This window comes from Streptomyces sp. APSN-46.1, assembly GCF_022815725.1.
Taxonomy (GTDB): domain Bacteria; phylum Actinomycetota; class Actinomycetes; order Streptomycetales; family Streptomycetaceae; genus Streptomyces.
In genome coordinates this window covers 329088-347585 of record NZ_JALGRF010000004.1, presented here as the reverse complement: position 1 = coordinate 347585, position 18498 = coordinate 329088, and the positions used below count along the sequence as shown (strand labels likewise).

General features: G+C 68.8%; 22 protein-coding genes. 10 read left to right on the top strand and 12 right to left on the bottom strand.

Annotated features, from left to right (window positions below; genetic code table 11):
- Positions 1–30: 30 nt before the first annotated feature.
- Together MTF65_RS16015 and MTF65_RS16010 are read right to left on the bottom strand one after the other, a co-directional pair.
- Positions 31–459, bottom strand: a complete 429-nt coding sequence (locus MTF65_RS16015) for a type II toxin-antitoxin system VapC family toxin (RefSeq protein ID WP_243629362.1) — start codon at positions 457–459, stop codon at positions 31–33.
- Positions 456–731, bottom strand: a complete 276-nt coding sequence (locus tag MTF65_RS16010; protein ID WP_243629361.1) for a hypothetical protein — start codon at positions 729–731, stop codon at positions 456–458. Before MTF65_RS16010 ends, MTF65_RS16015 begins: the two co-directional genes overlap by 4 nt.
- A 649-nt stretch (positions 732–1380) precedes the next feature.
- On the opposite strand from MTF65_RS16010, the gene MTF65_RS16005 reads away from it, so the two are divergent.
- Positions 1381–2322, top strand: a complete 942-nt coding sequence (locus tag MTF65_RS16005; protein ID WP_308407176.1) for a DUF4365 domain-containing protein — start codon at positions 1381–1383, stop codon at positions 2320–2322.
- A gap of 399 nt (positions 2323–2721) precedes the next feature.
- Here MTF65_RS16005 and MTF65_RS16000 read toward each other — a convergent pair whose 3' ends face one another.
- Positions 2722–3351 (bottom strand): hypothetical protein, encoded by a 630-nt coding sequence (locus MTF65_RS16000; RefSeq protein ID WP_243629359.1) that lies wholly within the window; start codon positions 3349–3351, stop codon positions 2722–2724.
- Between the two features lie 1104 nt (positions 3352–4455).
- Between MTF65_RS16000 and MTF65_RS15995 the strand changes: the two genes are divergently transcribed.
- Positions 4456–5166: a hypothetical protein gene (locus tag MTF65_RS15995; protein ID WP_243629358.1), complete on the top strand. Its 711-nt coding sequence runs from the start codon at positions 4456–4458 to the stop codon at positions 5164–5166.
- Between the two features lie 71 nt (positions 5167–5237).
- Here MTF65_RS15995 and MTF65_RS15990 read toward each other — a convergent pair whose 3' ends face one another.
- From MTF65_RS15990 to MTF65_RS15975, 4 genes are all read right to left on the bottom strand, one after another.
- Positions 5238–5657 carry a molybdopterin-binding protein gene (locus MTF65_RS15990; protein WP_243629357.1) on the bottom strand — a complete coding sequence of 140 codons (420 nt, stop codon included), beginning with the start codon at positions 5655–5657 and terminating at the stop codon, positions 5238–5240.
- Between the two features lie 142 nt (positions 5658–5799).
- On the bottom strand, positions 5800–6048 hold the full coding sequence (locus MTF65_RS15985; RefSeq protein WP_243629356.1) for a DUF397 domain-containing protein: 249 nt from the start codon (positions 6046–6048) through the stop codon (positions 5800–5802).
- A gap of 9 nt (positions 6049–6057) precedes the next feature.
- Complete coding sequence (locus tag MTF65_RS15980; RefSeq protein WP_243629355.1) at positions 6058–6243, bottom strand: DUF397 domain-containing protein; 186 nt, start codon at positions 6241–6243, stop codon at positions 6058–6060.
- The gene (locus tag MTF65_RS15975; protein WP_243629354.1) at positions 6243–7082 is read right to left on the bottom strand and encodes a helix-turn-helix transcriptional regulator; all 840 of its coding nucleotides are present in this window, start codon (positions 7080–7082) and stop codon (positions 6243–6245) included. Before MTF65_RS15975 ends, MTF65_RS15980 begins: the two co-directional genes overlap by 1 nt.
- A 115-nt stretch (positions 7083–7197) precedes the next feature.
- On the opposite strand from MTF65_RS15975, the gene MTF65_RS15970 reads away from it, so the two are divergent.
- The 4 genes from MTF65_RS15970 to MTF65_RS15955 all read left to right on the top strand — a co-directional run bounded on the left by MTF65_RS15970 (position 7198) and on the right by MTF65_RS15955 (position 9547).
- On the top strand, positions 7198–7563 hold the full coding sequence (locus MTF65_RS15970) for an ATP-binding protein (RefSeq protein ID WP_243629353.1): 366 nt from the start codon (positions 7198–7200) through the stop codon (positions 7561–7563).
- 344 nt (positions 7564–7907) lie between these two features.
- Positions 7908–8765 carry a helix-turn-helix domain-containing protein gene (locus MTF65_RS15965; RefSeq protein WP_243629352.1) on the top strand — a complete coding sequence of 286 codons (858 nt, stop codon included), beginning with the start codon at positions 7908–7910 and terminating at the stop codon, positions 8763–8765.
- Positions 8766–8858: 93 nt separating this feature from the next.
- Positions 8859–9338, top strand: coding sequence for a VOC family protein (locus tag MTF65_RS15960; protein WP_279399105.1), 480 nt, complete (start codon positions 8859–8861; stop codon positions 9336–9338).
- Complete coding sequence (locus tag MTF65_RS15955) at positions 9335–9547, top strand: bleomycin resistance protein (RefSeq protein ID WP_243629351.1); 213 nt, start codon at positions 9335–9337, stop codon at positions 9545–9547. Before MTF65_RS15960 ends, MTF65_RS15955 begins: the two co-directional genes overlap by 4 nt.
- A 22-nt stretch (positions 9548–9569) precedes the next feature.
- Here MTF65_RS15955 and MTF65_RS15950 read toward each other — a convergent pair whose 3' ends face one another.
- Positions 9570–10289, bottom strand: a complete 720-nt coding sequence (locus MTF65_RS15950) for a response regulator transcription factor (protein ID WP_243629350.1) — start codon at positions 10287–10289, stop codon at positions 9570–9572.
- Positions 10290–10291: 2 nt separating this feature from the next.
- On the bottom strand, positions 10292–11425 hold the full coding sequence (locus MTF65_RS15945; protein WP_279399104.1) for a sensor histidine kinase: 1134 nt from the start codon (positions 11423–11425) through the stop codon (positions 10292–10294).
- A 279-nt stretch (positions 11426–11704) separates the two neighbouring features.
- Between MTF65_RS15945 and MTF65_RS15940 the strand changes: the two genes are divergently transcribed.
- Positions 11705–12109 carry a DUF4190 domain-containing protein gene (locus MTF65_RS15940; RefSeq protein ID WP_243629348.1) on the top strand — a complete coding sequence of 135 codons (405 nt, stop codon included), beginning with the start codon at positions 11705–11707 and terminating at the stop codon, positions 12107–12109.
- A gap of 22 nt (positions 12110–12131) precedes the next feature.
- Here the strand turns inward: MTF65_RS15940 and MTF65_RS15935 are convergent, their stop codons facing one another.
- Positions 12132–13286, bottom strand: coding sequence for a hypothetical protein (locus tag MTF65_RS15935; protein ID WP_243629429.1), 1155 nt, complete (start codon positions 13284–13286; stop codon positions 12132–12134).
- A 568-nt stretch (positions 13287–13854) separates the two neighbouring features.
- On the opposite strand from MTF65_RS15935, the gene MTF65_RS15930 reads away from it, so the two are divergent.
- Entirely contained in the window at positions 13855–15243 is a 1389-nt protein-coding gene (locus MTF65_RS15930) for a Yip1 family protein (protein WP_243629347.1), read from the top strand.
- A 69-nt stretch (positions 15244–15312) separates the two neighbouring features.
- On the opposite strand, the gene MTF65_RS15925 is transcribed toward MTF65_RS15930, so the two are convergent.
- Entirely contained in the window at positions 15313–16131 is an 819-nt protein-coding gene (locus tag MTF65_RS15925) for a VOC family protein (RefSeq protein ID WP_243629346.1), read from the bottom strand.
- A gap of 103 nt (positions 16132–16234) precedes the next feature.
- Between MTF65_RS15925 and MTF65_RS15920 the strand changes: the two genes are divergently transcribed.
- Both MTF65_RS15920 and MTF65_RS15915 read left to right on the top strand, forming a co-directional pair.
- Entirely contained in the window at positions 16235–16831 is a 597-nt protein-coding gene (locus MTF65_RS15920; protein WP_243629345.1) for an HhH-GPD-type base excision DNA repair protein, read from the top strand.
- A gap of 76 nt (positions 16832–16907) precedes the next feature.
- Positions 16908–17381 carry a cupin domain-containing protein gene (locus MTF65_RS15915; RefSeq protein WP_243629344.1) on the top strand — a complete coding sequence of 158 codons (474 nt, stop codon included), beginning with the start codon at positions 16908–16910 and terminating at the stop codon, positions 17379–17381.
- Here MTF65_RS15915 and opcA read toward each other — a convergent pair.
- Entirely contained in the window at positions 17330–18262 is a 933-nt protein-coding gene (gene opcA / locus MTF65_RS15910; protein WP_243629343.1) for a glucose-6-phosphate dehydrogenase assembly protein OpcA, read from the bottom strand. The genes MTF65_RS15915 and opcA overlap by 52 nt on opposite strands.
- Positions 18263–18498 lie beyond the last annotated feature (236 nt).

Here is an 18498-nt window from a genome sequence, read left to right as displayed (position 1 = left end):
GATGATCCGCCACATTTCGGCTTCGATGGCCTATCCCTCGTGCTCCCAAGGGTTCAGCAGGAGTGCGCCCGATCGCGCCAGATGCTTGATGTTGCGGCTCACCAGCGTCCAGTCGTTCGCCAGCGCGGTGGCGGCGATCAGCGCATCTGGGGGATCGATGCTGGTCCCGGCACTCTTGAGCCTCCGGTGAAGAGCGAGGTAGGCGAGTGCCTCCCGCTCTCCGACGGTGGCGATCCGGTCGCGATACTGATCACGGATGTCCGCGAGCGCCCGCTCGAAAGCGGTACGCCGCACCAGATCCGGCGTCCCCTGGATGCCCGCCTCGATCTCCGCGATCGTGATGACGCTCAGATAGAGGGCAGGAGCTGGAACAGACCGAGCCCAGGCTACGACGGCCGAGGCAGGCTTCGGCCGGGTGGTGATCTCGGCGACCACATTGGTGTCGAGCAGATAGATCACTCGCCATCCGCCTCGTCGTCGTAGGACCGCTGCCCGAACTCCAGCCCCTCGAACGGCGCCGTCGTGAGCCGTTCGAGAAACCCGTCGCTGCCCAGGGTCGCCCAGCGGTGAAGCATGTCGGGCAGGGCATCGATGTCGGTGTCGGCGAGCTCGGCATCGAAGTGCCCGAGCTGCTGTTCGGGCAGAGACTCCCGGATCTCCCGGATCGTCCGGAGCGGATGAGGCTCCTCAGGTCTGCGCGGCGGGAGCGGCAGATTCGGGGCAGTGCTCATGATCGGCTCCTCCACGCTCTGGTCCACGGGCCCATGCCTGAAGACCACCCTAGGCCGGACAACCCTGGAGAGGGCCGAGAACGACCCGAATCCGAGCTTTGACGGAACCCATCCGCCGAGTCGCCATCGACTGCGTCCGGCCTCGACACCCACGGCACACCGAGAGTGGCTGTACGTCGCTGCGGTCAGCGCCGCCGCGGCCTCATGACTGTTCGAGCGGCGGGAGTTTGACGCCACCCTGCTTTTCCTGGCGAGAAGGCCCAGTGCGGGGATCCTCACTCACCCCACCGGTTCCGGCCGTCTCGCGGTGATCGTCGGCAGCGGGGGCAGGCTGGTCTCAATTCTGGTCTCATTCGCCTCCCTCCTGGGCCCTTCGTACGGGGCCAACCCGAATGCTCAGGGCGAGTACGACCTCCGCCGAACGAAGCCTCGATCGAAGGCCCGGACCGTCTCGCACGGCCGGGCCTTCGTCGTTCCGGGTTTCAGCTGGGCCCCGGCCACGCCGTCACCGTTCAGCGGGCAGCGCCCCAGCCAAACGAGGCACTGCTGAACCAGAGGGAGCGAGCTTCCCACCCTGTCGGTCCGACCGCCTACGCTTGGTGCCTTTGTAGCTCGCTGCGCTCCGGAGCACGTTGGATGGGGATGCTCTGTGCCTAACGTTCATTCCACCCACCTGGTCGACCGGGCTGGTGTGTCCCGAGCCGCCTACTTGGTGTCCACGCAACTGGGCTGGCTCTTCCGGGAACAGGAAACTAGCGACATCGGGGTCGATGCACACCTTGAGGTGGTGGACAACGCGGGCCTGACTCCTGGCAGCGTCGGCCTGGGGACCGGTCGACTCCTTGCCGTTCAGCTCAAGTCAGGGGCCAGTCAGTTTGCTTCTCCGGGGGAGGGTGGCTGGTGGTACTACTGCGATACCCGCCACGTCGTGTACTGGCACAAGCACTCGCTCCCAGTCGTCATCATGCTGTTCAACCCCGCCACTGAGCAGATCTTTTGGCAGCATGTCGATGGCGAGACGCTCAAGCTCACCGGCCAGAACTATAAGATCTTCGTCCCTGAGACGCAGCGGTTGGATGAGACCTGCGCCGAGACGCTCAGCAGACCCGCACGGCACCGCACCAAATCAAGCGACTCCCCGATGGATCCGGACCGGCCGCAGGAAGCCAGGAAAAGATCCGTCCGACTCGCGGATTACGAACTGGCCGGCTCCATCGATCTGCTCTTGGGGAGCTCAGAACAAGGCCTCGCCGGGGCGAGTCCGCGCGACTTCAGGACGGCGCTCGCGAACCGCCTCCGCTCTCTGCGGCGTCTTGCCGGTTCGCCAAGTGTGGAACTCATCTCTGCCAGAACCGGGTACGAGGAGGACAAGATCGCTGCCTACCTGGCAGGGAGTGCCCTCCCCGGACGCGGCCGAACGGTGACGATCGTCAACATCCTCATCGAGTACGCCCGCGGCCGGGGCGTCGAAGTGCCCAACCACTTCCAAGACATCCGGGCCTGGGAACGGATGCAGCGGGTCGCGAAGAGACCCGGAATGCAGAAGATCGTGAAGAACAAGGCACTCGCAGGATCTCTCAAGACCAGCTAGTGCTCCAGCAGCGGTCCGTATCTTCCGCCAGTGCCTCACCGGGCACTTGAAGGCCCCGACCGGGAAACCGGCCGGGGCCTTCTGCGTTCCGTGGTCTCAGTTGCCGTCCGTCGGGCTCCTGAACCGGACAGGCGGAACTCGCACCGGGTCGAACAGCTGATCATTTTGGGCGGCTGCGGCAGTGGTCATCTGCGGTGGACGCGCCATGCTTGCCCGCCAACCTGCGGAGCGCTGCGATCCTCAAGGACGCCGTAAAGCAGCTCGGCGGATACGTCCGCACCCGTACGGAGCAGGTCGGCCAGCGGTAACGTGGGCATCCTCACGGACGGCGCTGACTGGCGCGTACAGCCTGTCCGGCGACGGCCTGGTCCTGAGCCCTGCCCCGAGAGCAGCCACTACTCAGCGCAGCGAGGCTGTCGGATTCTTGCCGCTCTGGGCCTGCTTTACGCGGTCCACCACCGTCCTGGTGATGTCCATGAGCCGGTCCGGCACCTCACCGCCCGGTGTCCAGGCGTACTCGACTTTCGCGATGACCGAGCCCTGCCGCACTGTGATGCCACGGCCCGTCCACCCGGCGTCTCCAGGCGGCAGCGCGTAGCCGTCGATGGCGTCTCCCGGAGGGTTGGCGCCGAGATCGTCCTCCGTGCCCGTCCCCTTGAAGAAGCGCTCGGCTGCGGCTACGTCGTTGAACGAGATCATCTGAACGATGACGTTCTGCGTGCGGTAATCGGTGGCACCACCCGCAGCCACCGCGATCGCCTCGGCGCACATCTCGTCTCGCCAGCCGTTGGACTGGCAGATGGCGGGATTCGACATGTCCCAGCTGTGCGTGCTGCGCTCCTCCAGCCCCCTTGGCATGTTGATCCCCCTGGGGAGCGCGGCTTCCAGCAGCTCCAGGTCCATGACCAGAGCCGCAGGGCTGTTCTTGGCGGGATCGGGCATTCCAGCGCCGCCACCCTTGCCGAAGGAACCACCAGTAGCCTCCCCGGCGCAGCCGGCCGCCAGTACGCAGATGAAGGCGGCAGCCACCAGACGCCCAAACGGCCGGGGAGGATCCGGGTCTCACCGCGCAGCGCCCAACTCACCTGACCCATACGGCTGTTCGAACAGCAGGGCCACCCGCCCGAAAGTGGAAGGTCGGGAGCCTCAGCAGTCTGACAAAACGCCAAACTAACGCGTTCGCAGCGTTAAACTCCCCGCACGAGGGCGGCTAGCCGCGGACAAGACGGAGGACAAAGATGAGCGCGAGCGGGACCCGCACTTGCTCTTGGTGCGGTGAGGGAGGGCACGACAAGCGGACGTGCGACGTCTCTCCCAACGCTGGGAAGTGCAGCGTGTGTCACTACCACGGGCACGACAAGCGCAATTGCCCGAGTAAGTGAACCCCGAGCAGTAGAGCCCCCGCCACATCGCCTTGAGTTCTAGCGGCTGTCGCAACACACAAGCTCAGGTGATGCGATGGATCTTCGAGATCCGGAAGGTTCGCAAGGCTCACGGCCGATGAAGTTGCGGCGGGAGCGTCAGGAAGCGCCCCGCCCAAGCCCAAGCCGACACCGGCGCATGCCGGGAAGCGGTGTGGATCACTGGGGCGCAGCAAGTGTGGCGGCGGCGCGGCACGGCCGACCGAAGCGGGGCGCCACCTCTCCTGGGCCGTCGACCATCCATCGTGGTTGGGTGTCACGCGCCGCCTGGCGCCGCCTGATGGAGTTACCGACCGCGGAACCCACAAGACTCCCGATGACGAATACGGGAGGATCTTGCCACCGTGGCTGATCCTCGTGTTCGTCGATATGAGAGAGCCAGCAGGCACTCGTACCTCTTGGCCGGTACCGGCGACCTTGACGCCGTCAGGCCGCCCGTCCTGGTCTCATTCGCCCTCGTCCGGCCCCGTCCGGACGGGGCCATCCTGAGCCCTCCGCCACAGGTTCAGGTCGCCCAGCGGTGAAGCATGTCGGGCAAGGGCGTGTCCCGCAGCCCGGCGACACCCGTGGGCAGCGATCGGCACGGCGGCGGCATCGGCATCTGCGGGCCGATGCACTCGTCTGGGTGATCCGCTTCGGGCGGTCTCGATCGGGACTCCGACATGTCGCTATAAAAGGGCCCGTCACGTTGATCAACTGATGGGCACTCACCATGTTGAAGGCCGCTCTGCAGGTCCTCGCCGCCGCCTCGCTCTCCACCGTCGCCGCCATCGCGCCGGCCGCTGCCGCCGCCCCCGCACCCGACACCGGCCCGTGCGGGCCCGTCGCCGAGTACCGGGGGACGGACTGGTGGAGCACGACGACGAACCCGTTCATCGCCCAGGCCGTCGAGGCCGCCGCCCGGGCGGAGGACTGGCAGTGGCGCGACGACCACAACACGCTCTGGCGGGGCGACACCCGGGAGACCGTGGAGGACCTCTTCCGCACCGGGTTCACCCCGCGCGGCGCGGAGTTGACCCCACTGTCCGAGTACATCGTCAAGGGCGGCGGACAGAACACCGCGCACCTCAGCACCAGTTGTGAGAAGTGGGTGGCCCAGAAGTTCGCCACCTACGGCGCGGCCAAGACGGGGTGGGTCTACGAGATCGACGCCCCGGGCGGGATCGACGTGAACGCCACCGCCTGGAAGAGCGGGTACACGTCGCCGTACCTGTGGAACAAGGAAATCGACTTCCCGGGCGGGGTCGAGGGGCGGTACATCAAGCAGGCCTGCAAGTACCACCTGGTCAAGACGGATCCGGAGACCAAGGTGAACACGTACGAGAACCTCGGCTGCAAGGACAACGCGCACTTCGCGCCGTACCCGCTGGAGGACGCCAGCACCGGCACCGGCGCCGGTACCGCCGCCGCCCTGGCGTTCTGACCAGGGGTGAACGCGGCCGTGGGGGAAGCCGCCGTCGGCTTCCCCCACGGCTTTCATTGGCCTCTGAGACCTCAGACGGTGGCCAGGCTGATCTCGGTCGCCTTGATCAGCGCGACGACGGACGAGCCGGCGGCCAGGCCGAGCGCGTCCACGGCCTCCCTGGTGACGGCGGCGGTGAGACCGCCGCCGCTCACGTCCACCTTGACGGACGCCATCGCGGGGCCGACGGCCACCTCGGCGACGGTCCCGGCCAGCTGGTTACGGATGGACACGCCCTCGACGGGACCGGTGGCCAGGGCGACCTCGGTCGCCTTGACCAGCGCCTTCACCGAGGAGCCTTCGGCGATGCCGAGGTCCTTGACCGCGTCGGTGGTGATGGCAGCGGTGATGTCCTGACCGCCCTCCAGCCGGACCTTGACCACCGTCATGGCCTCGCCGGAGGTGACGGAGGTGACGGTGCCCGCGATCTGGTTGCGGATGCTCAGGCTCATGACTGGTTCGACCCTCTTACGTAGACGCCTCGTCCGGTCCGGTGGAACCGCACAAGATCGACGCTACGAGCCGTTGCGCTGGCCGCGCGTTCAACCCGTCACATCCCCGCCCCGGAACCACCCGGGCGGCTGGCCGCTGCGGTCAGACCCCGCCGGACGCGTACGCGACGAACCCAGCCCAGGCGGTGCCGCTGACCGCGAGCTGCGGGCCGGTGCCGATGCTCTTCGAGTCCCGGACGTGCACCGCACCGGGGCCGGCCGCCACCTCGACGCAGTCGTTGATGTCGCTGCTATCGCTGTAGCTGCTCTTGCGCCAGGCGACCTCGACGCAGGAATCGATCTCACTGCTGTCGCTGTAGCTGCTCTTGAACCAGTCCAGCTCGCCGGTCATCTCTTACCCCTACCCCTCGGAGGCGTACGCGACGAACCCGGCCCAGGCGGTGCCGCTCACCGCGAGCTGCGGGCCGGGGATGTTCTTGGAGTCCCGGACGTGGATCGTTCCGGGGGTGGCCGCCACCTCGACGCAGGAGTCGCCCTCGCTGCCGTCGCTGTAGGTGCTCTTGAACCAGCCCAGTTCGGCGCTCATTACTCTCCCAGCAAGTCCTCGATGAACACCCGTGACCCCTGTGGCGAGAGGGCCTGGGCTCGGATCATTCCAAAGCGCAGCTCAAGGAATCTGAGCTGCTTGAGGTCAGAGACCGGCCGTCCGTTGAATGCCCCTTCGGAGCGCCCGATCGCCGACCCGTCGGCGAACTTCAGCACCTCGATCCCGCCATCCATCCCAGCGTGAACCTCACAGCTGAGCGGCATGACCTGGAACGAGAGGTATCGCAAGTCGACCAGCTCCAGAAGGTGTTCGAGCTGGCGACGCCACACCATTGTGCCCCCGATCCGGCGACGGAGGGTGGCCTCTTCCTGGACAAGGCTGAGCGCGGGAGGCGGATCGCGATCGAAGAGCGACTTCCTGGCGAGCCTCGCGGCGACGAACCGCTCCACCTCCTCCTTCGAATAGGCCGGCTGTCGCATCTCGAACAGGGTCCGTCCGTACTCCTCCGTCTGCAATAAGCCATGGATGCCGTGGATGCGATAAGCCCCGATCTCGATCGCCCCGGCCTCCAGCTTCGCCAGCTGGCGGACCTTCTTGGGGTAGCGGACCCCAGCCAGGTCCTCCCGCATGGCACGGATCAGGCCGCCCGCCTTCAACGCCTCGTCCACCGCCACCAGATACTCCGGCTTGGCGATCCGCTTGCCCGCCTCGACCTTGTAGACGAGGTCCTCGCCGTACCCGATCCGCGAGGCCAGTTCCGCGACCTTTACCCCCAACGCCTCCCGCCGCGCCCGCATCTGGCGGCCGAGCGCGGCGACCACGGCCGCGCCCTGCTCGTCCTCCGGGTCCACGGACCAGCTGTGCTCTTCCAGGCTCATACGCCCTCCCGTACCCGGCAGGCCCCGTCAGACAGTCCGGACATAGTTGGACAGCCCTCGGACAGGAGGCCTCCGCGACTTCTCAGCGTACGCACGGACGGACACTCTGTGTGACGTGAATACTCAACTCCACTTCGCCGTGCAGCTTTCCGCCACCCCCCGGGCGGCCCGTCTGGCCAGGCTGCTCACGGTCGAGCAACTCCGCTCATGGGGACTTCTGTTCGATGACGCGGCGCAGGTCGTCTCGGAGCTCTGCGCGAACGCCGTCACCCACGGCAAGGTTCCCGGCCGGGACTTCCATCTCGCACTCAGCGTCACCGGGGCCGGGCGGGTCCGGATCGAGGTTTCGGACACCCGGGCCGACAAGCTCCCGGGCGAGCCGCGCTACGGACTGATGATCGTGGACGCCCTCTCCGACCGCTGGGGGAGCGCCTGCGGGCCCGCTCCGAGGAAGTCCGTATGGGCCGAACTGATGTGCTGAATCGCAGGTGCGGGCCCTGCTTCGCCGGATCGCGGGCCCACGCGATCCGGCGGGACGCGATCTTTCCTTTCAGGAGAAAGAACCGGGGGAAAGAACCCCACCCTCCCCTACCAGCCTTCCCCGGCGGCCCCGTCACCCACACGGGTGACATGCCCGAACTGGGCTGGAAATGCGGGGGCTTGGCTGGCATATGCTCGCCCCGACAACCCCAGACATGAGACGGCCCCCGCCGGGACGGCAATCCCGAACGAGGGCCTGACCAACGAGGAAGCGAAACCTTCCCAATGGCTTCTGAGCACTTTAACGCGCGCACGGTTTTCCCGTCCGGCATTCGGCACGCCAACGTGCCGCAGACGTCGCACTTCACGGTGATCGGGAACCACCTCACCCAGCACGAGACGCTCTCGCTGGCCGCGATCGGGCTCGCCTCCCACATCCAGTCGCTGCCCACCGGAACCCGGATCGGCATCAAGCTGCTGGCAGATCGCTTCCCCGAGGGCGAGGTTCGGATCGCGGAAGCGCTGCGGGAGCTGGAGGGGGCGGGTTACCTGAGCCGGAAGCGGGAGAAGCTGCCGAGCGGGCAGATCATCACCCGAACGGTGTCCTACAACCAGCCGGGAGCCGTCGCCCCGGTACCGGACCCGGAGGACCCCCCGCCCCCGCCCGCCCGGCCGCGCCGACCCAAGCTCGCCGAGGCACCTGCACCGGCACCTGCACCTGCACCTGCACCGACCCCGCCACCCGCGGCCCCCGTCCCCGCGCCCCCGGCGGTACTCCCTCGGGCCGCGGCCCCGGCTCCGCCGCTCCCCGCGCCCCGCGGCGACGCACACCCCGCCCGCCGCGCGGCCGCCGTCGCCCTGCTCGCGGGACTCCGCCGGGTGAACCACCGTCTGCTGCTCGGCGAACGGGACATCCACCGCCTCGCGGGCGGGGTCGAGGCCTGGCTGGAACGCGGGGCCTCCCCGGACGCGGTGACCGCCGCGCTCACCCATGACCTCCCCGTCCCCACCCTCAACCCGGCCGGCCTGATCGCCTACCGCCTCGCGGCCCAGCTGCCGCCGATCCTGGGGCCGGTCCACCGGAGTCCCGCCTTCGTGCGGCCGGACCCGGTCCAGAACTGCCAGGCCTGCGACCGCGGCTTCCACGGCCCGACCCCCGGCAGATGCAAGTTCTGCGTCGAACAGGGCCGCCCCGCCGCCTAGGCCCGGGGTTCTTCCCGGGTGCACCGTGTATCCCGTCGGTCTAACGTGGAACTTGGCCGCTGGATTTCTGGGCATCGGGTGCAGGAGAACGATATGAGCACTCAAGAGCAGGGCGGCGCACAGGGCGGCGTCAAAGAGCCGACCGTGGACATGAAGATCGAGGTCCACATCATCCCCGTCGCTGACGTCGACGGTGCCCTGCGCTTCTACCAGAGCCTGGGATGGCGGCTCGATGCGGACTTCGAGGCCGGCCCGGAGTTCCGGATCGTTCAGCTGACGCCGCCTGGGTCGGAATGCTCGATCATCTTCGGCCGCGGGGTCGTCTCCGCGGCGCCTGGATCCGCAGAGGCCTACCTCGTGGTCTCCGACCTCGACAAAGCCCGCGCCGACCTCGCCGGCCGCGGTGTCCAGGTAAGCGAGATCTTCCACAAGGTCTACGAAACCGGCGCTGAAGTACGGGTCGACGGCCGCGATCCAGAGGGCCGCAGTTACGCCTCCTACGCCTCGTTCAGCGACCCGGACGGAAACGGGTGGGTACTGCAAGAGGTGCGGGAGCGACTGCCCGGACGGTGACGACTCAGGAGGCTTTCGCCGTGGACGTAGCCGCGTTGACAGAACTTCTGCGCGAGACGGAGGAGCACCACGGCCCGTACGAGGCATCCGCCCCCGAGCACCACTGGTGGGACTGGTACGCCGCGTACATGGTCGCCCGCGAGAACGGCCGGACACCCGATGAGGCGTCCGACGACGCCGCGCGCCACATGGAAGCACTCTTGCAATAGTGGCCGCGAGGAACACTCCGCTTCAGCCCGCGAATCCCGGGACCACCAGCCCGGATTCGTACGCGATCACCACCGCGTGGGTCCGGTTCTGCGCGCCGAGCTTGGTCAGCACGTTCCCGACGTGCGTCTTCACCGTCTCTTGGCTCACCGTGAGCACCTCCGCGATCTCCGGGTTGGACAGGCCGGTGGCCATCAGCCGCAGCACCTCCTCCTCCCGCCCCGTCAGCGCCGCCTTCGGCAACGCCTCGGCGGAGCCCAGCGGTCGGGCGGTGACCATCCGGCCGAGTGCCGCCGGGAAGAGGATCGCGTCCCCCGCGGCGACCACGCGCACCGCCTCCGCGATCTGCCGGACCGGCAGCCGCTTGAGGACGAAGCCGCTGGCTCCCGCGCTGAGCGCGGCGGTGACGTAGTCGTCGTTCTCGAAGGTGGTGATCACCACGACCCTCGGCGGTTCGGTCGCCTCTGCGAGCAACTGCCGCGTGGCTTCGATTCCGTTGCGGCGCGGCATCCGTACGTCCATGAGGACCACGTCCGGCCGCAGCCGCAACGCCTGTTCGACCGCCTCGACCCCGTCGGCGGCCACCCCGAGCACCGCGATCCCCGGCTGCAGGGCGAGCAGGGTGCGCAGACCGCTGCGGGTCACCTCGTCGTCGTCCGCGATCAGGAGGGTGACGGGGGAGGGGGCGGCGGTGTCGGGGGCGGTGTCGGCCGGGGCGGCGGCCGTCTCCTCGGAGCCGGTCATGCCTACACCCATACCGGCAGCCGGACCACCAGCTGCCAGTGCTGCGACCCGTGCGGGCCGGCCTCGAACTCACCGTGCAGCAGCCGCACGCGCTCGGCCAGGCCGGGCAGGCCGTGCCCGGACGTCGGGAAGGGACGCGGACCGCTGTTCGCTTCCGCCCCGGTCCTGTTGAGCACACCGAGCTCAAGGCCGTCCGGTCCGGCCGCCACCCGGACCTCGATCGGCCCGCCCGCCCCGTGCCGCAACGCGTTCGTCAGCCCCTCCTGGAGGATCCGGTACGCCGCCCGGGAGAGAGTCCCGTGCACCTGCGCCCACTCGCCCGACAGCTCCTGCTCCACCACCGTGCCCGTGTGCCGCAGCCGGTCGAGGAGTTCGGGCAGGTCGGCCAGGGTCCGGGTCGGGGCCGTCTCCGCCCGCTGTTCGCGCAGTACGCCCAGGACGTAGTCCAAGTCCTCCAGCGCGGCCCGCGCCGAGTCCTCGATGCTGCGCAGGGCGGCCCGTGCCGCCGCCGGGTCGGCGGAGAGCACCTCGCCCGCCACCGCCGCCTGGATCGTGGTCGCCGTCAGGGTGTGGCCGATCGAGTCGTGCAACTCGTGGGCCAGCCGGTTGCGTTCGGCCAGTTTCTGCTCCCGCTCGGCCGCCAGCGCGAGGTGCTCGTTCGGTGAGGGCCCCAACAGCTTCGGAGCCAGCCACCGCAGAGCGCTCGTCACCACCGCGCACACCGCCGCCGCAAGCAGCAGGCAGCAGAGCGCCACCACCCAGTTCTGCGGGCCGCCGTCCGCCCGCACCGTCCAGCCGAACAGACTCAGGCCCGCCTCGGCCCGCAACCAATTCCCCGGCAGGGTCAGGCCCGCGAGGACCAGCACGCCGCTGACCAGCGCTCCCGCCCACCCCAGGGCCACGTGCAGCAGCAGCCAGAGAGGCGTCCGCAGGCGGTCGGCGCCGAAGGACACCGGCACGGGGTCCGGCAGCGGCACCTTCAGCAGTTGACGGGCGAACGCGATCAGCGCGCGTCGAGCGGTGCGGGCCAGCCCGACCGCGCCGATCAGTGCCGCCCAGACCAGGAGTACGAGGACGGCTTTCAACCCGTACGGAGCGGACGGCCACGCCAGCGTCGGCAGAAGCGCGAAAGGCAACAGCGTCAGGCTCGCCAGTGCGCCGCAATAGGCGAAAAGCATGCCCGAATAAGTGGAGCCGCGAAAGAGCGGCCCGATTCCCCTGATCATAGTCAGCCAGTATGACCAGGCGGTTCGCCGGGGTGCCTCCCCCGATCGGGGGAGGCATTTCTCCCGCCTTTCCGCGATGCGCGGCCATGTCCCGGACAGCCAGGATCGAACCCTGAGCAGTTGACCGGAGGACGCCCGATGAACACGCGGGGCGGACACATGCAGGGCAGAGAAATACAGGGAAGAGAAATGACGCCGAACCGCACGGTATCCACGACTTCGACGTGGGCCGCCGAGACCGCCCCGTACTCCACCTCCACCCGCCCCCGGGCATCGGGCGGTGCGAACGGACCGGCAGGAGCCGCCATGGCGCTGGGCGTGATCGGCCTGAGCACCTCGATCGTCTTCATCGGCGGCCTGTTCGGCGTCCTCGGCCTGATCCTGGGCTCCGTCGCCCTGAAGAAGAGCGGACGGACCGGAACCGGCCGGACCAAGGCCGTCACCGGCGTGGTCACGTCGGTCCTCGCGATCGTCGTGGCCGTCCTGGCCGGCTTCTTCTTCGTCTGGTACGCCAACCAGACACAGGAGTGCTACCGGCTCGACAGCTTCCGGCAGTACACGGAGTGCGTCCACCGGCAACTGGCCGGAAACTGACCGGCAGTTCACTGCCTGTCGGTCAGGGTGTGTTCCAGCTGACGATCACGTAGCCGGACTCGCCTTCCGTACCGGCCTTGCCCTGCGTGCCGGGGCCTCCGGTGCCGCCGCCCTTGGCGGCGACTCCGGGGTAGCCGGCCCGCTTGCCGTTTCCTCCGGGACCGGCCTTGCCTCCAGTGCCACCGCTGCCGCCCTTACCGCCACTGCCGTGCACGGTGAACTCCGGTTTGCCGCCGGGGCCGATGTTGCCGCCGCCCGATCCGGCGTCGCCGCCGAGGCCCTCGATCTGGCCGGTGGTGCCTCCTCCGGCCTTCCCCTTGTTGCCGGCCTTGCCGTTGCCGCCGACGTCGCCCGGCGCGCCGTCGGCGACTGTGGTGCATTCACCGCCCGGGTACTCGTAGTCGGCGGCCTTCCCGCCCGCGCCGCCCGCGCCTCCCTGGCCGCCCTTGCCGCCGTCGCCGCCGCCACCCGGCTGCGTGCCGGTCGCGTCCCCGCCGCCATGGCCGCCGGTCCACAGCGTGTCGTTGCCGCCGCCGTCGCCCGGCTTGCCGGAGTTCGCGGTGCCAAGGGGAATCCGGTCCCCATTCGGGACGGGAATGAGTGCTACCTCGCTGGGCGCACCTTCCGTGCCGGGCTTGGCCTTCCAGGCCCACCCTCCGCCGCTTCCGGCAGCTCCTGCCTTGCCGCCGGCCCCGCCCTTGCCGATCTCGCCCGGGTCTCCGGGCCCGCCCGGCCACCCGACCTTGATGGCGAAGGAGGCGTTCGGGGGCACCTGCGTAAGGTCGATGGAGCACTGGAGGAACGCGCCGTTGCCGCCCGCGCCTCCGCCGCCTCCGCCTCCGCCGACACCGGCCCCGCCGCCGCCTGCGCCGCCGAGGCTCGCGGACGGCGTCCCGCCGCCTCCGCCACCGCCCCCTCCGGCGCCGCTCTGGCCGCCGCCTCCGCCCGCGCCTCCGCCCCAGAAGCTGAAGGTCAACTCGGTGACTCCGGAGGGCGGGTTGAAGCGGAACTCACCCGGCTGGGAGAAGATCGCCTGACCTTCCGCCGCCGCATAGCTGGGCGCGGGGCTCGCCAGTCCCAGTGCGCCGATCAGCCCGGCGGCACCGGCGGCCGCGATCGCGGCCCTCGCATACGTGCGCCTGGCTCTGGTTGGGGGCAGGGGCTGGATCGTGGGCACAAAGGCCTCCTTCACACGGCGTGATCGCTTGCCCTGTATCTACAGGTCGTTGTCGAGCGATCGCCGGATTTGGAGACCTTGTACGGCTTTCGGCCGAATCTTCGATGACTGGAGAATGGATTCTCCGACTGCGCTGTGGCTCCGGCGCGTACGAACGACGGCATGTCGGCCGCCGCGCGCCGATCACCCACGTATCAGGGGACCGGTTCTCCGTCATGCGAGCCGCCCATGCAGGTCCACAAACTGGTGGCGGAGTCGTACTGCACGGTCCCGCCACCGGTCATACACGTCTGTGCATCGACACTTGGTACGGCAGCAGCCTGTGCAACAGGACTCATGGCGCCAAGGGCGGCCAGCATCACGGCGGCGATGAACCCGAGAAGTCGTGTACGCATGGGAAGCTCCTGTAGGGAAGAGCGACACCTCACAACCAGCTTCGCCCCGCACGGCCAAGTGCGCACCCTGGTACTCCGATCGGGTGACAGGCGTACGCCGCCGTCGCAAGGAAGACACTCGCACGGCGGGCCCTCCAGGGGCGTTCTCCTCGCGCAAGCCGCAGGCTGGTGTCATGGCGAACACGCCCGTGGTAACCGTAGGGGCACCAGACGACCTCGGCTTGCGGCGGGTCGTGATCAACGACAAGACCGCAGGCAAGGTGCGGTCCCCCGGGGAGCTGCAGAGACTCCTGCGTCACGCTGGTATTGCGTTCGGGCACGACATCCATTGGCTTGGTGGGGACAGCACTGTCTGGCCGGATCGCCCGTGGCGGCGACGCACCATCGGCACCCTCATGGCCGTCGGCCTCCTGACGACCTGCCTCATGCTCGTCAAGATCGGGATAGCGGACATTCTCAATGCCCTCACCTATGCCGGGCGCCTCGCAGGAGCCACTTTCCTCTTCTTGGCCCTGGTCGAAATGATTGCCGCAGTAGCCACCCTCGATCATTGGCGCAAGCGGCAAATAAAACACTCGGGCATAGCCGTCCTGCTCGGAGCCTCAATCGCCCTCGGCTTCAGCTTCATGATGCTCATAGTGCAGATCGGCAGCCGAGTGTACACCCGCTACTTTCCGCTGTGGATCATCCTCACGGTCTGGTCTGTATGGGCTCTTTGGATACTGGTCCGCGGTCGGGCATGGAAGGGCATTCGGAATCCGAAGCGAATCGCGATCGGGGCACTCGTCTCCGCCTTCCTCGCCATCACCAACTTGGCATATTCGCAAGTCTATGTGCCCTATGTGACATCTCCACTGATACAGACTGCGGCTGAATTCAGAGCACCAAGCCTGAACAGGGAAGGTACGAGTATGTACCTCCCGGTACATCTGACGGTAAAGAACTCTGGTCAGGTCCCCGTCTACATCCTCGGCAGTATCTACTGGATCCACGGCAGGTCCGCGAAGAATTTGAAATACAAGTTGATCTCCTCCGGCGAGTTCGTCGCGCCGCCAGGGCGGACGTTGAACCCAGGAGAAGAACTTGCGCGGGACGAGGTCGTCGTGATCAAGAATCCTGACAAGCCCAGCGATGTTGACGCAGTCAAGGCCCAGGCCGAGGTGTACGTGGTCAGGAAAGACAGAATGAAATTGATGGCTGATTACGAACGCTCCAAGAAGGAGGCTGGGAATCTCCGCAAAGAACACAAAGACGATGACCCCGAGGGACCCAGCGGCGAATATCGCAGATATCAATCCGAGATATCGAACAGCGACGAGATTCTCAATGTGATGCGCGGGCGGCAGCGCATCACATTGTGGTGGGTGCCCAATGGCAGCTGGCCATACATTTACGCGGATGTGGCACCCCCGGGCGAAAGGAGGCCCTTTGACCCCAATAACCCGGCCGCGAACAAAGAAGACAGGCAACGGTACGGTCTCGAAAAGGTGACTGGATCAATGGCGCAGACACCCTACGGGGAACTCCTGAAGAAGGCCCGGGCCCAGCCCGCCACCGAGTGACTCGGCTCAACCCGCGCAGAAGGGCGCCCGCCGCCCGGCAGGCGCCCCGCGCCACGGATGCGGCTACGGCTACGCGTTCGACAACTTCGGCATCTCGCCGACCGTCTTCGTCATGTCGATCACCGCGAACGCCGCGCCCTGCGGGTCGGTCACCGCCGCGAACCGCCCGAACGGGCTGTCCATCGGGCCGAAGTGGAGCTTGCCGCCGTGCGCTTGGGTCTTGCGGACCGCCTCGTCGCAGTCCGGGACCGCGAAGTAGACCTGGATGTACGAGGGGATCTCGGGCGGGAAGTCGTCGTTCATCTTCATCCGGCCGAGCACCGGGTTCTCGGGGCCGCCCACGTGGAAGATCTTGAAGTCCATCCCGGCCATCTCGGGGTCGTCGCCGGGCTCCATCTTCTGGACGCCGTACGGGAAGACCTTCGGCAGGAACGCGTCCGCCTTGCCCGGCTCACGGGTGAAGACCTCCGCCCAGGCGTACGAGCCCGGCTCGCCCATCTTCTCGAAGCCCTTGTGCTCATCCGGCTGCCAGACGCCGAAGACCGCGCCGCTCGGCTCCTTCGCGATCAGCATGGTGCCGAAGGTGCCGACCTGCATCGGTTCCATGATCAGCTCGCCGCCGGCCGCCTTGATCTTCTCGGCGGTGGCCGCCGCGTCGGGCGAGGCGAAGTACAGACACCACTGCGACGGCGCCTCCCCGCCCGGCATCGGCGGAACGACGGCGGCGACCGCCTTGCCGCCGGAATAGGCCTGCGTGTAGTTGCCGAACTCGCTGGACGCCTCGCCGAAGGTCCAGCCCAGCACGTCGGCGTAGAAGGCCTTGGCACCCTCCACGTCGGCGAACATCGCGTCCGCCCAGCACGGGGCGCCTTCCTTAAACTCACTCATGGTCGATCGACTCCTGTGTCGTGTACGACGGCGTACCCGACACACGCTAGGGGGGCGGTGCGCCGCCCGCGCGCGGAGCGCGCCGACAGGGGACGCTGGAGCCATGGACAAGGACATCACGATGCGGCTGGCGCAGCAGCCGGAGGCCGACGCGCTGCTGGCCAGGAGCCCGCTCGCGGCCCTCGTCGGCATGCTGCTCGACCAGCAGGTCCCGATGGAGTGGGCGTTCTCGGGGCCGTACACCATCGCCCAGCGGCTCGGGGCGGACGATCTGGACGCGCAAGCGATCGCCGCGTACGACCCGGAGGCCTTCGCGGCGCTGCTCTCGCGGAAGCCGGCCGTGCACCGCTATCCCGGGTCGATGGCGCAGCGGATCCAGCAGCTGTGCGCGTACCTGGTGGAGCACTACGACGGGGACGCGGAGGCGATCTGGAGGGACGCGGGGACCGGCGAGGAGCTGCTGAAGCGGCTCAAGGAGCTGCCCGGCTACGGGGAGCAGAAGGCGCAGATCTTCCTGGCCATGCTGGGCAAGCGGTTCGGCGTCCGCCCGGAGGGCTGGCGGGAGGCCGCCGGGGGCTACGGCCTGGCGAACGTGTACCGCTCGGCCGCCGACATCACGGGCCCGGAATCGCTGGCCAAGGTACGGGCGTACAAGCAGGAGCAGAAGGCCGCCGCCAAGGCGAAGAAGCCGCCGGTCTGACGTACGGCGAAGCCGAGTTGACGGACCGTCTGACCGCCCCCGGGGATTGTCAGTGGTGCCGCCTAGCATCGTGAATATGACCGAGAACCTGACCCGCGCAGTCACCGCCGAAGCCATTTCCGACGGCCCCGGCAGCCTCATCACCCTGCTCACCGATACCCCCGAACTCACCTGCAACACAGCCAGCTTCGAGGTCGGCGCAGCCGGCGCCCCGGTGCACTTCCACACCAAGGCGACCGAGTTCTTCCACGTCACGGACGGGGAGCTCGATGTGCTCATCGGGGACGAGATACACACCCTGTCCAAGGGCGACTTCATCACCGTCCCGCCCGGCGTGAAGCACGCCTTCGCGCCGGCGGCGGGCCGGACCGCCGAGGTGTTCGTCGGGTTCACCCCGGGCATGGCCCGCTTCGACTACTACCGGCTCCTCGGCCGGGTCCGGGCCGGCGAGGCCACGGTGCAGGACATCATCGACAGCCAGCCCGCCTACGACAACCACTACGCGGAGAGCGAGGCCTGGGCCGGGCGCGCGCGCAGCGCCGACGCGTAGACGAGGTCCTCGGCGAGCCGCCGGAGTTCCTCCGACAGCAGCTCGGCGGTGCTGCGGATCTTCAGCGCCACGGTGCGGTCGGGGGCGCCCGGCAGGATCAGCGTGGCCAGGGTTCCGTTCGGGCGGTCCACCCGGATCTCCCCGGCCGTGGTGTCGAGGCGGACGCCGGTGATGACCGGGCCGTCGGTGGGCACCCGGGTCACCGGCGCCTGGAGCCGGTCGCTCAGCCAGCGCGCCAGCAGCTCGGCGCTCGGGTTGTCGGCCTCGCTCTCCACCGCGCCGCCCGTCACCGGGACCGGCTTCTGGTCGAGCGCGGCGGCCAGCAGTGCCCGCCAGGGGGTCAGGCGGGTCCAGGCGAGGTCGGTGTCCCCGGGGGCGTAGGAGGCGGCCCGCGCCTCCAGCGCGGCGATCGGGTCCGCCGAGGCGTCGGCGTCCGTGATCCGGCGCTGCGCCAGCGCGCCCAGCGGGTCCTGGGCCGGGGCGGCGGGGGCGTCGGCCGGCCACCAGGCCACCACCGGCGCGTCCGGCACCAGCAGCGGCAGGACCACGGAGCCCGGGTGCTCGGTGAGCTCCCCGTACAGGCGCAGCATCACGATCTCCCCGGACCCGGCGTCCGAGCCGATCCGCAGGTCGGCGTCCAGCCGGGTCTGCCGGAGCTTGTGCGGGCCGCGCGAGGTCCGCTTGATCACCACGATGATCCGGCACGGGTGCTCGTGGGAGGCCTCGGAGGCCGCGCGGACGGAGTCGTACGCGTTCTCCTCGTCGGTGGCGATGACCAGTGTCAGCACCAGGCCCATGGTGGGGCTGCCGACGGCCCTGCGGGCTTCGAGCAGGGCCCGGTCGATCTTGCTGGACGTGGTATCGGTGAGTTCGGTCCGCATACCCCGAGTCTCTCAGCGACCCCCGCCCCGCGCGCACCCGGTTGGTCAATCTCCGTCACCCCAACGGGCCCCCACACCCTCCACGCCCTGGCCCGCCCCCCGGCCGGGCCGCCGGGGCAGACCCGGGGCAGCCCGGGGGGCCCGCGCGGGGGCCGGGCGGGCAGGGCCCCGGGGGTTCCGGGGCCCGGGGATTCCGGGGCCCGGGGATTCCGGGGCCCGGGCCCCGGCAGGTCCCC

Coding starts and splice junctions, on each gene's coding strand:
- MTF65_RS15985 (WP_243629356.1), bottom strand. CDS start 6,048: ATGACCGGCGAGCTGGACTGGTTCAAGAGCAGCTACAGCGACAGCAGT.
- MTF65_RS15990 (WP_243629357.1), bottom strand. CDS start 5,657: ATGAGCCTGAGCATCCGCAACCAGATCGCGGGCACCGTCACCTCCGTC.
- opcA (WP_243629343.1), bottom strand. CDS start 18,262: ATGCGGACCGAACTCACCGATACCACGTCCAGCAAGATCGACCGGGCC.
- MTF65_RS15950 (WP_243629350.1), bottom strand. CDS start 10,289: ATGACCGGCTCCGAGGAGACGGCCGCCGCCCCGGCCGACACCGCCCCC.
- MTF65_RS15925 (WP_243629346.1), bottom strand. CDS start 16,131: ATGAGTGAGTTTAAGGAAGGCGCCCCGTGCTGGGCGGACGCGATGTTC.
- MTF65_RS15995 (WP_243629358.1), top strand. CDS start 4,456: ATGTTGAAGGCCGCTCTGCAGGTCCTCGCCGCCGCCTCGCTCTCCACC.
- MTF65_RS15915 (WP_243629344.1), top strand. CDS start 16,908: ATGACCGAGAACCTGACCCGCGCAGTCACCGCCGAAGCCATTTCCGAC.
- MTF65_RS15980 (WP_243629355.1), bottom strand. CDS start 6,243: ATGAGCGCCGAACTGGGCTGGTTCAAGAGCACCTACAGCGACGGCAGC.
- MTF65_RS15920 (WP_243629345.1), top strand. CDS start 16,235: ATGGACAAGGACATCACGATGCGGCTGGCGCAGCAGCCGGAGGCCGAC.
- MTF65_RS15975 (WP_243629354.1), bottom strand. CDS start 7,082: ATGAGCCTGGAAGAGCACAGCTGGTCCGTGGACCCGGAGGACGAGCAG.
- MTF65_RS15940 (WP_243629348.1), top strand. CDS start 11,705: ATGACGCCGAACCGCACGGTATCCACGACTTCGACGTGGGCCGCCGAG.
- MTF65_RS15960 (WP_279399105.1), top strand. CDS start 8,859: ATGAGCACTCAAGAGCAGGGCGGCGCACAGGGCGGCGTCAAAGAGCCG.
- MTF65_RS16010 (WP_243629361.1), bottom strand. CDS start 731: ATGAGCACTGCCCCGAATCTGCCGCTCCCGCCGCGCAGACCTGAGGAG.
- MTF65_RS15930 (WP_243629347.1), top strand. CDS start 13,855: ATGGCGAACACGCCCGTGGTAACCGTAGGGGCACCAGACGACCTCGGC.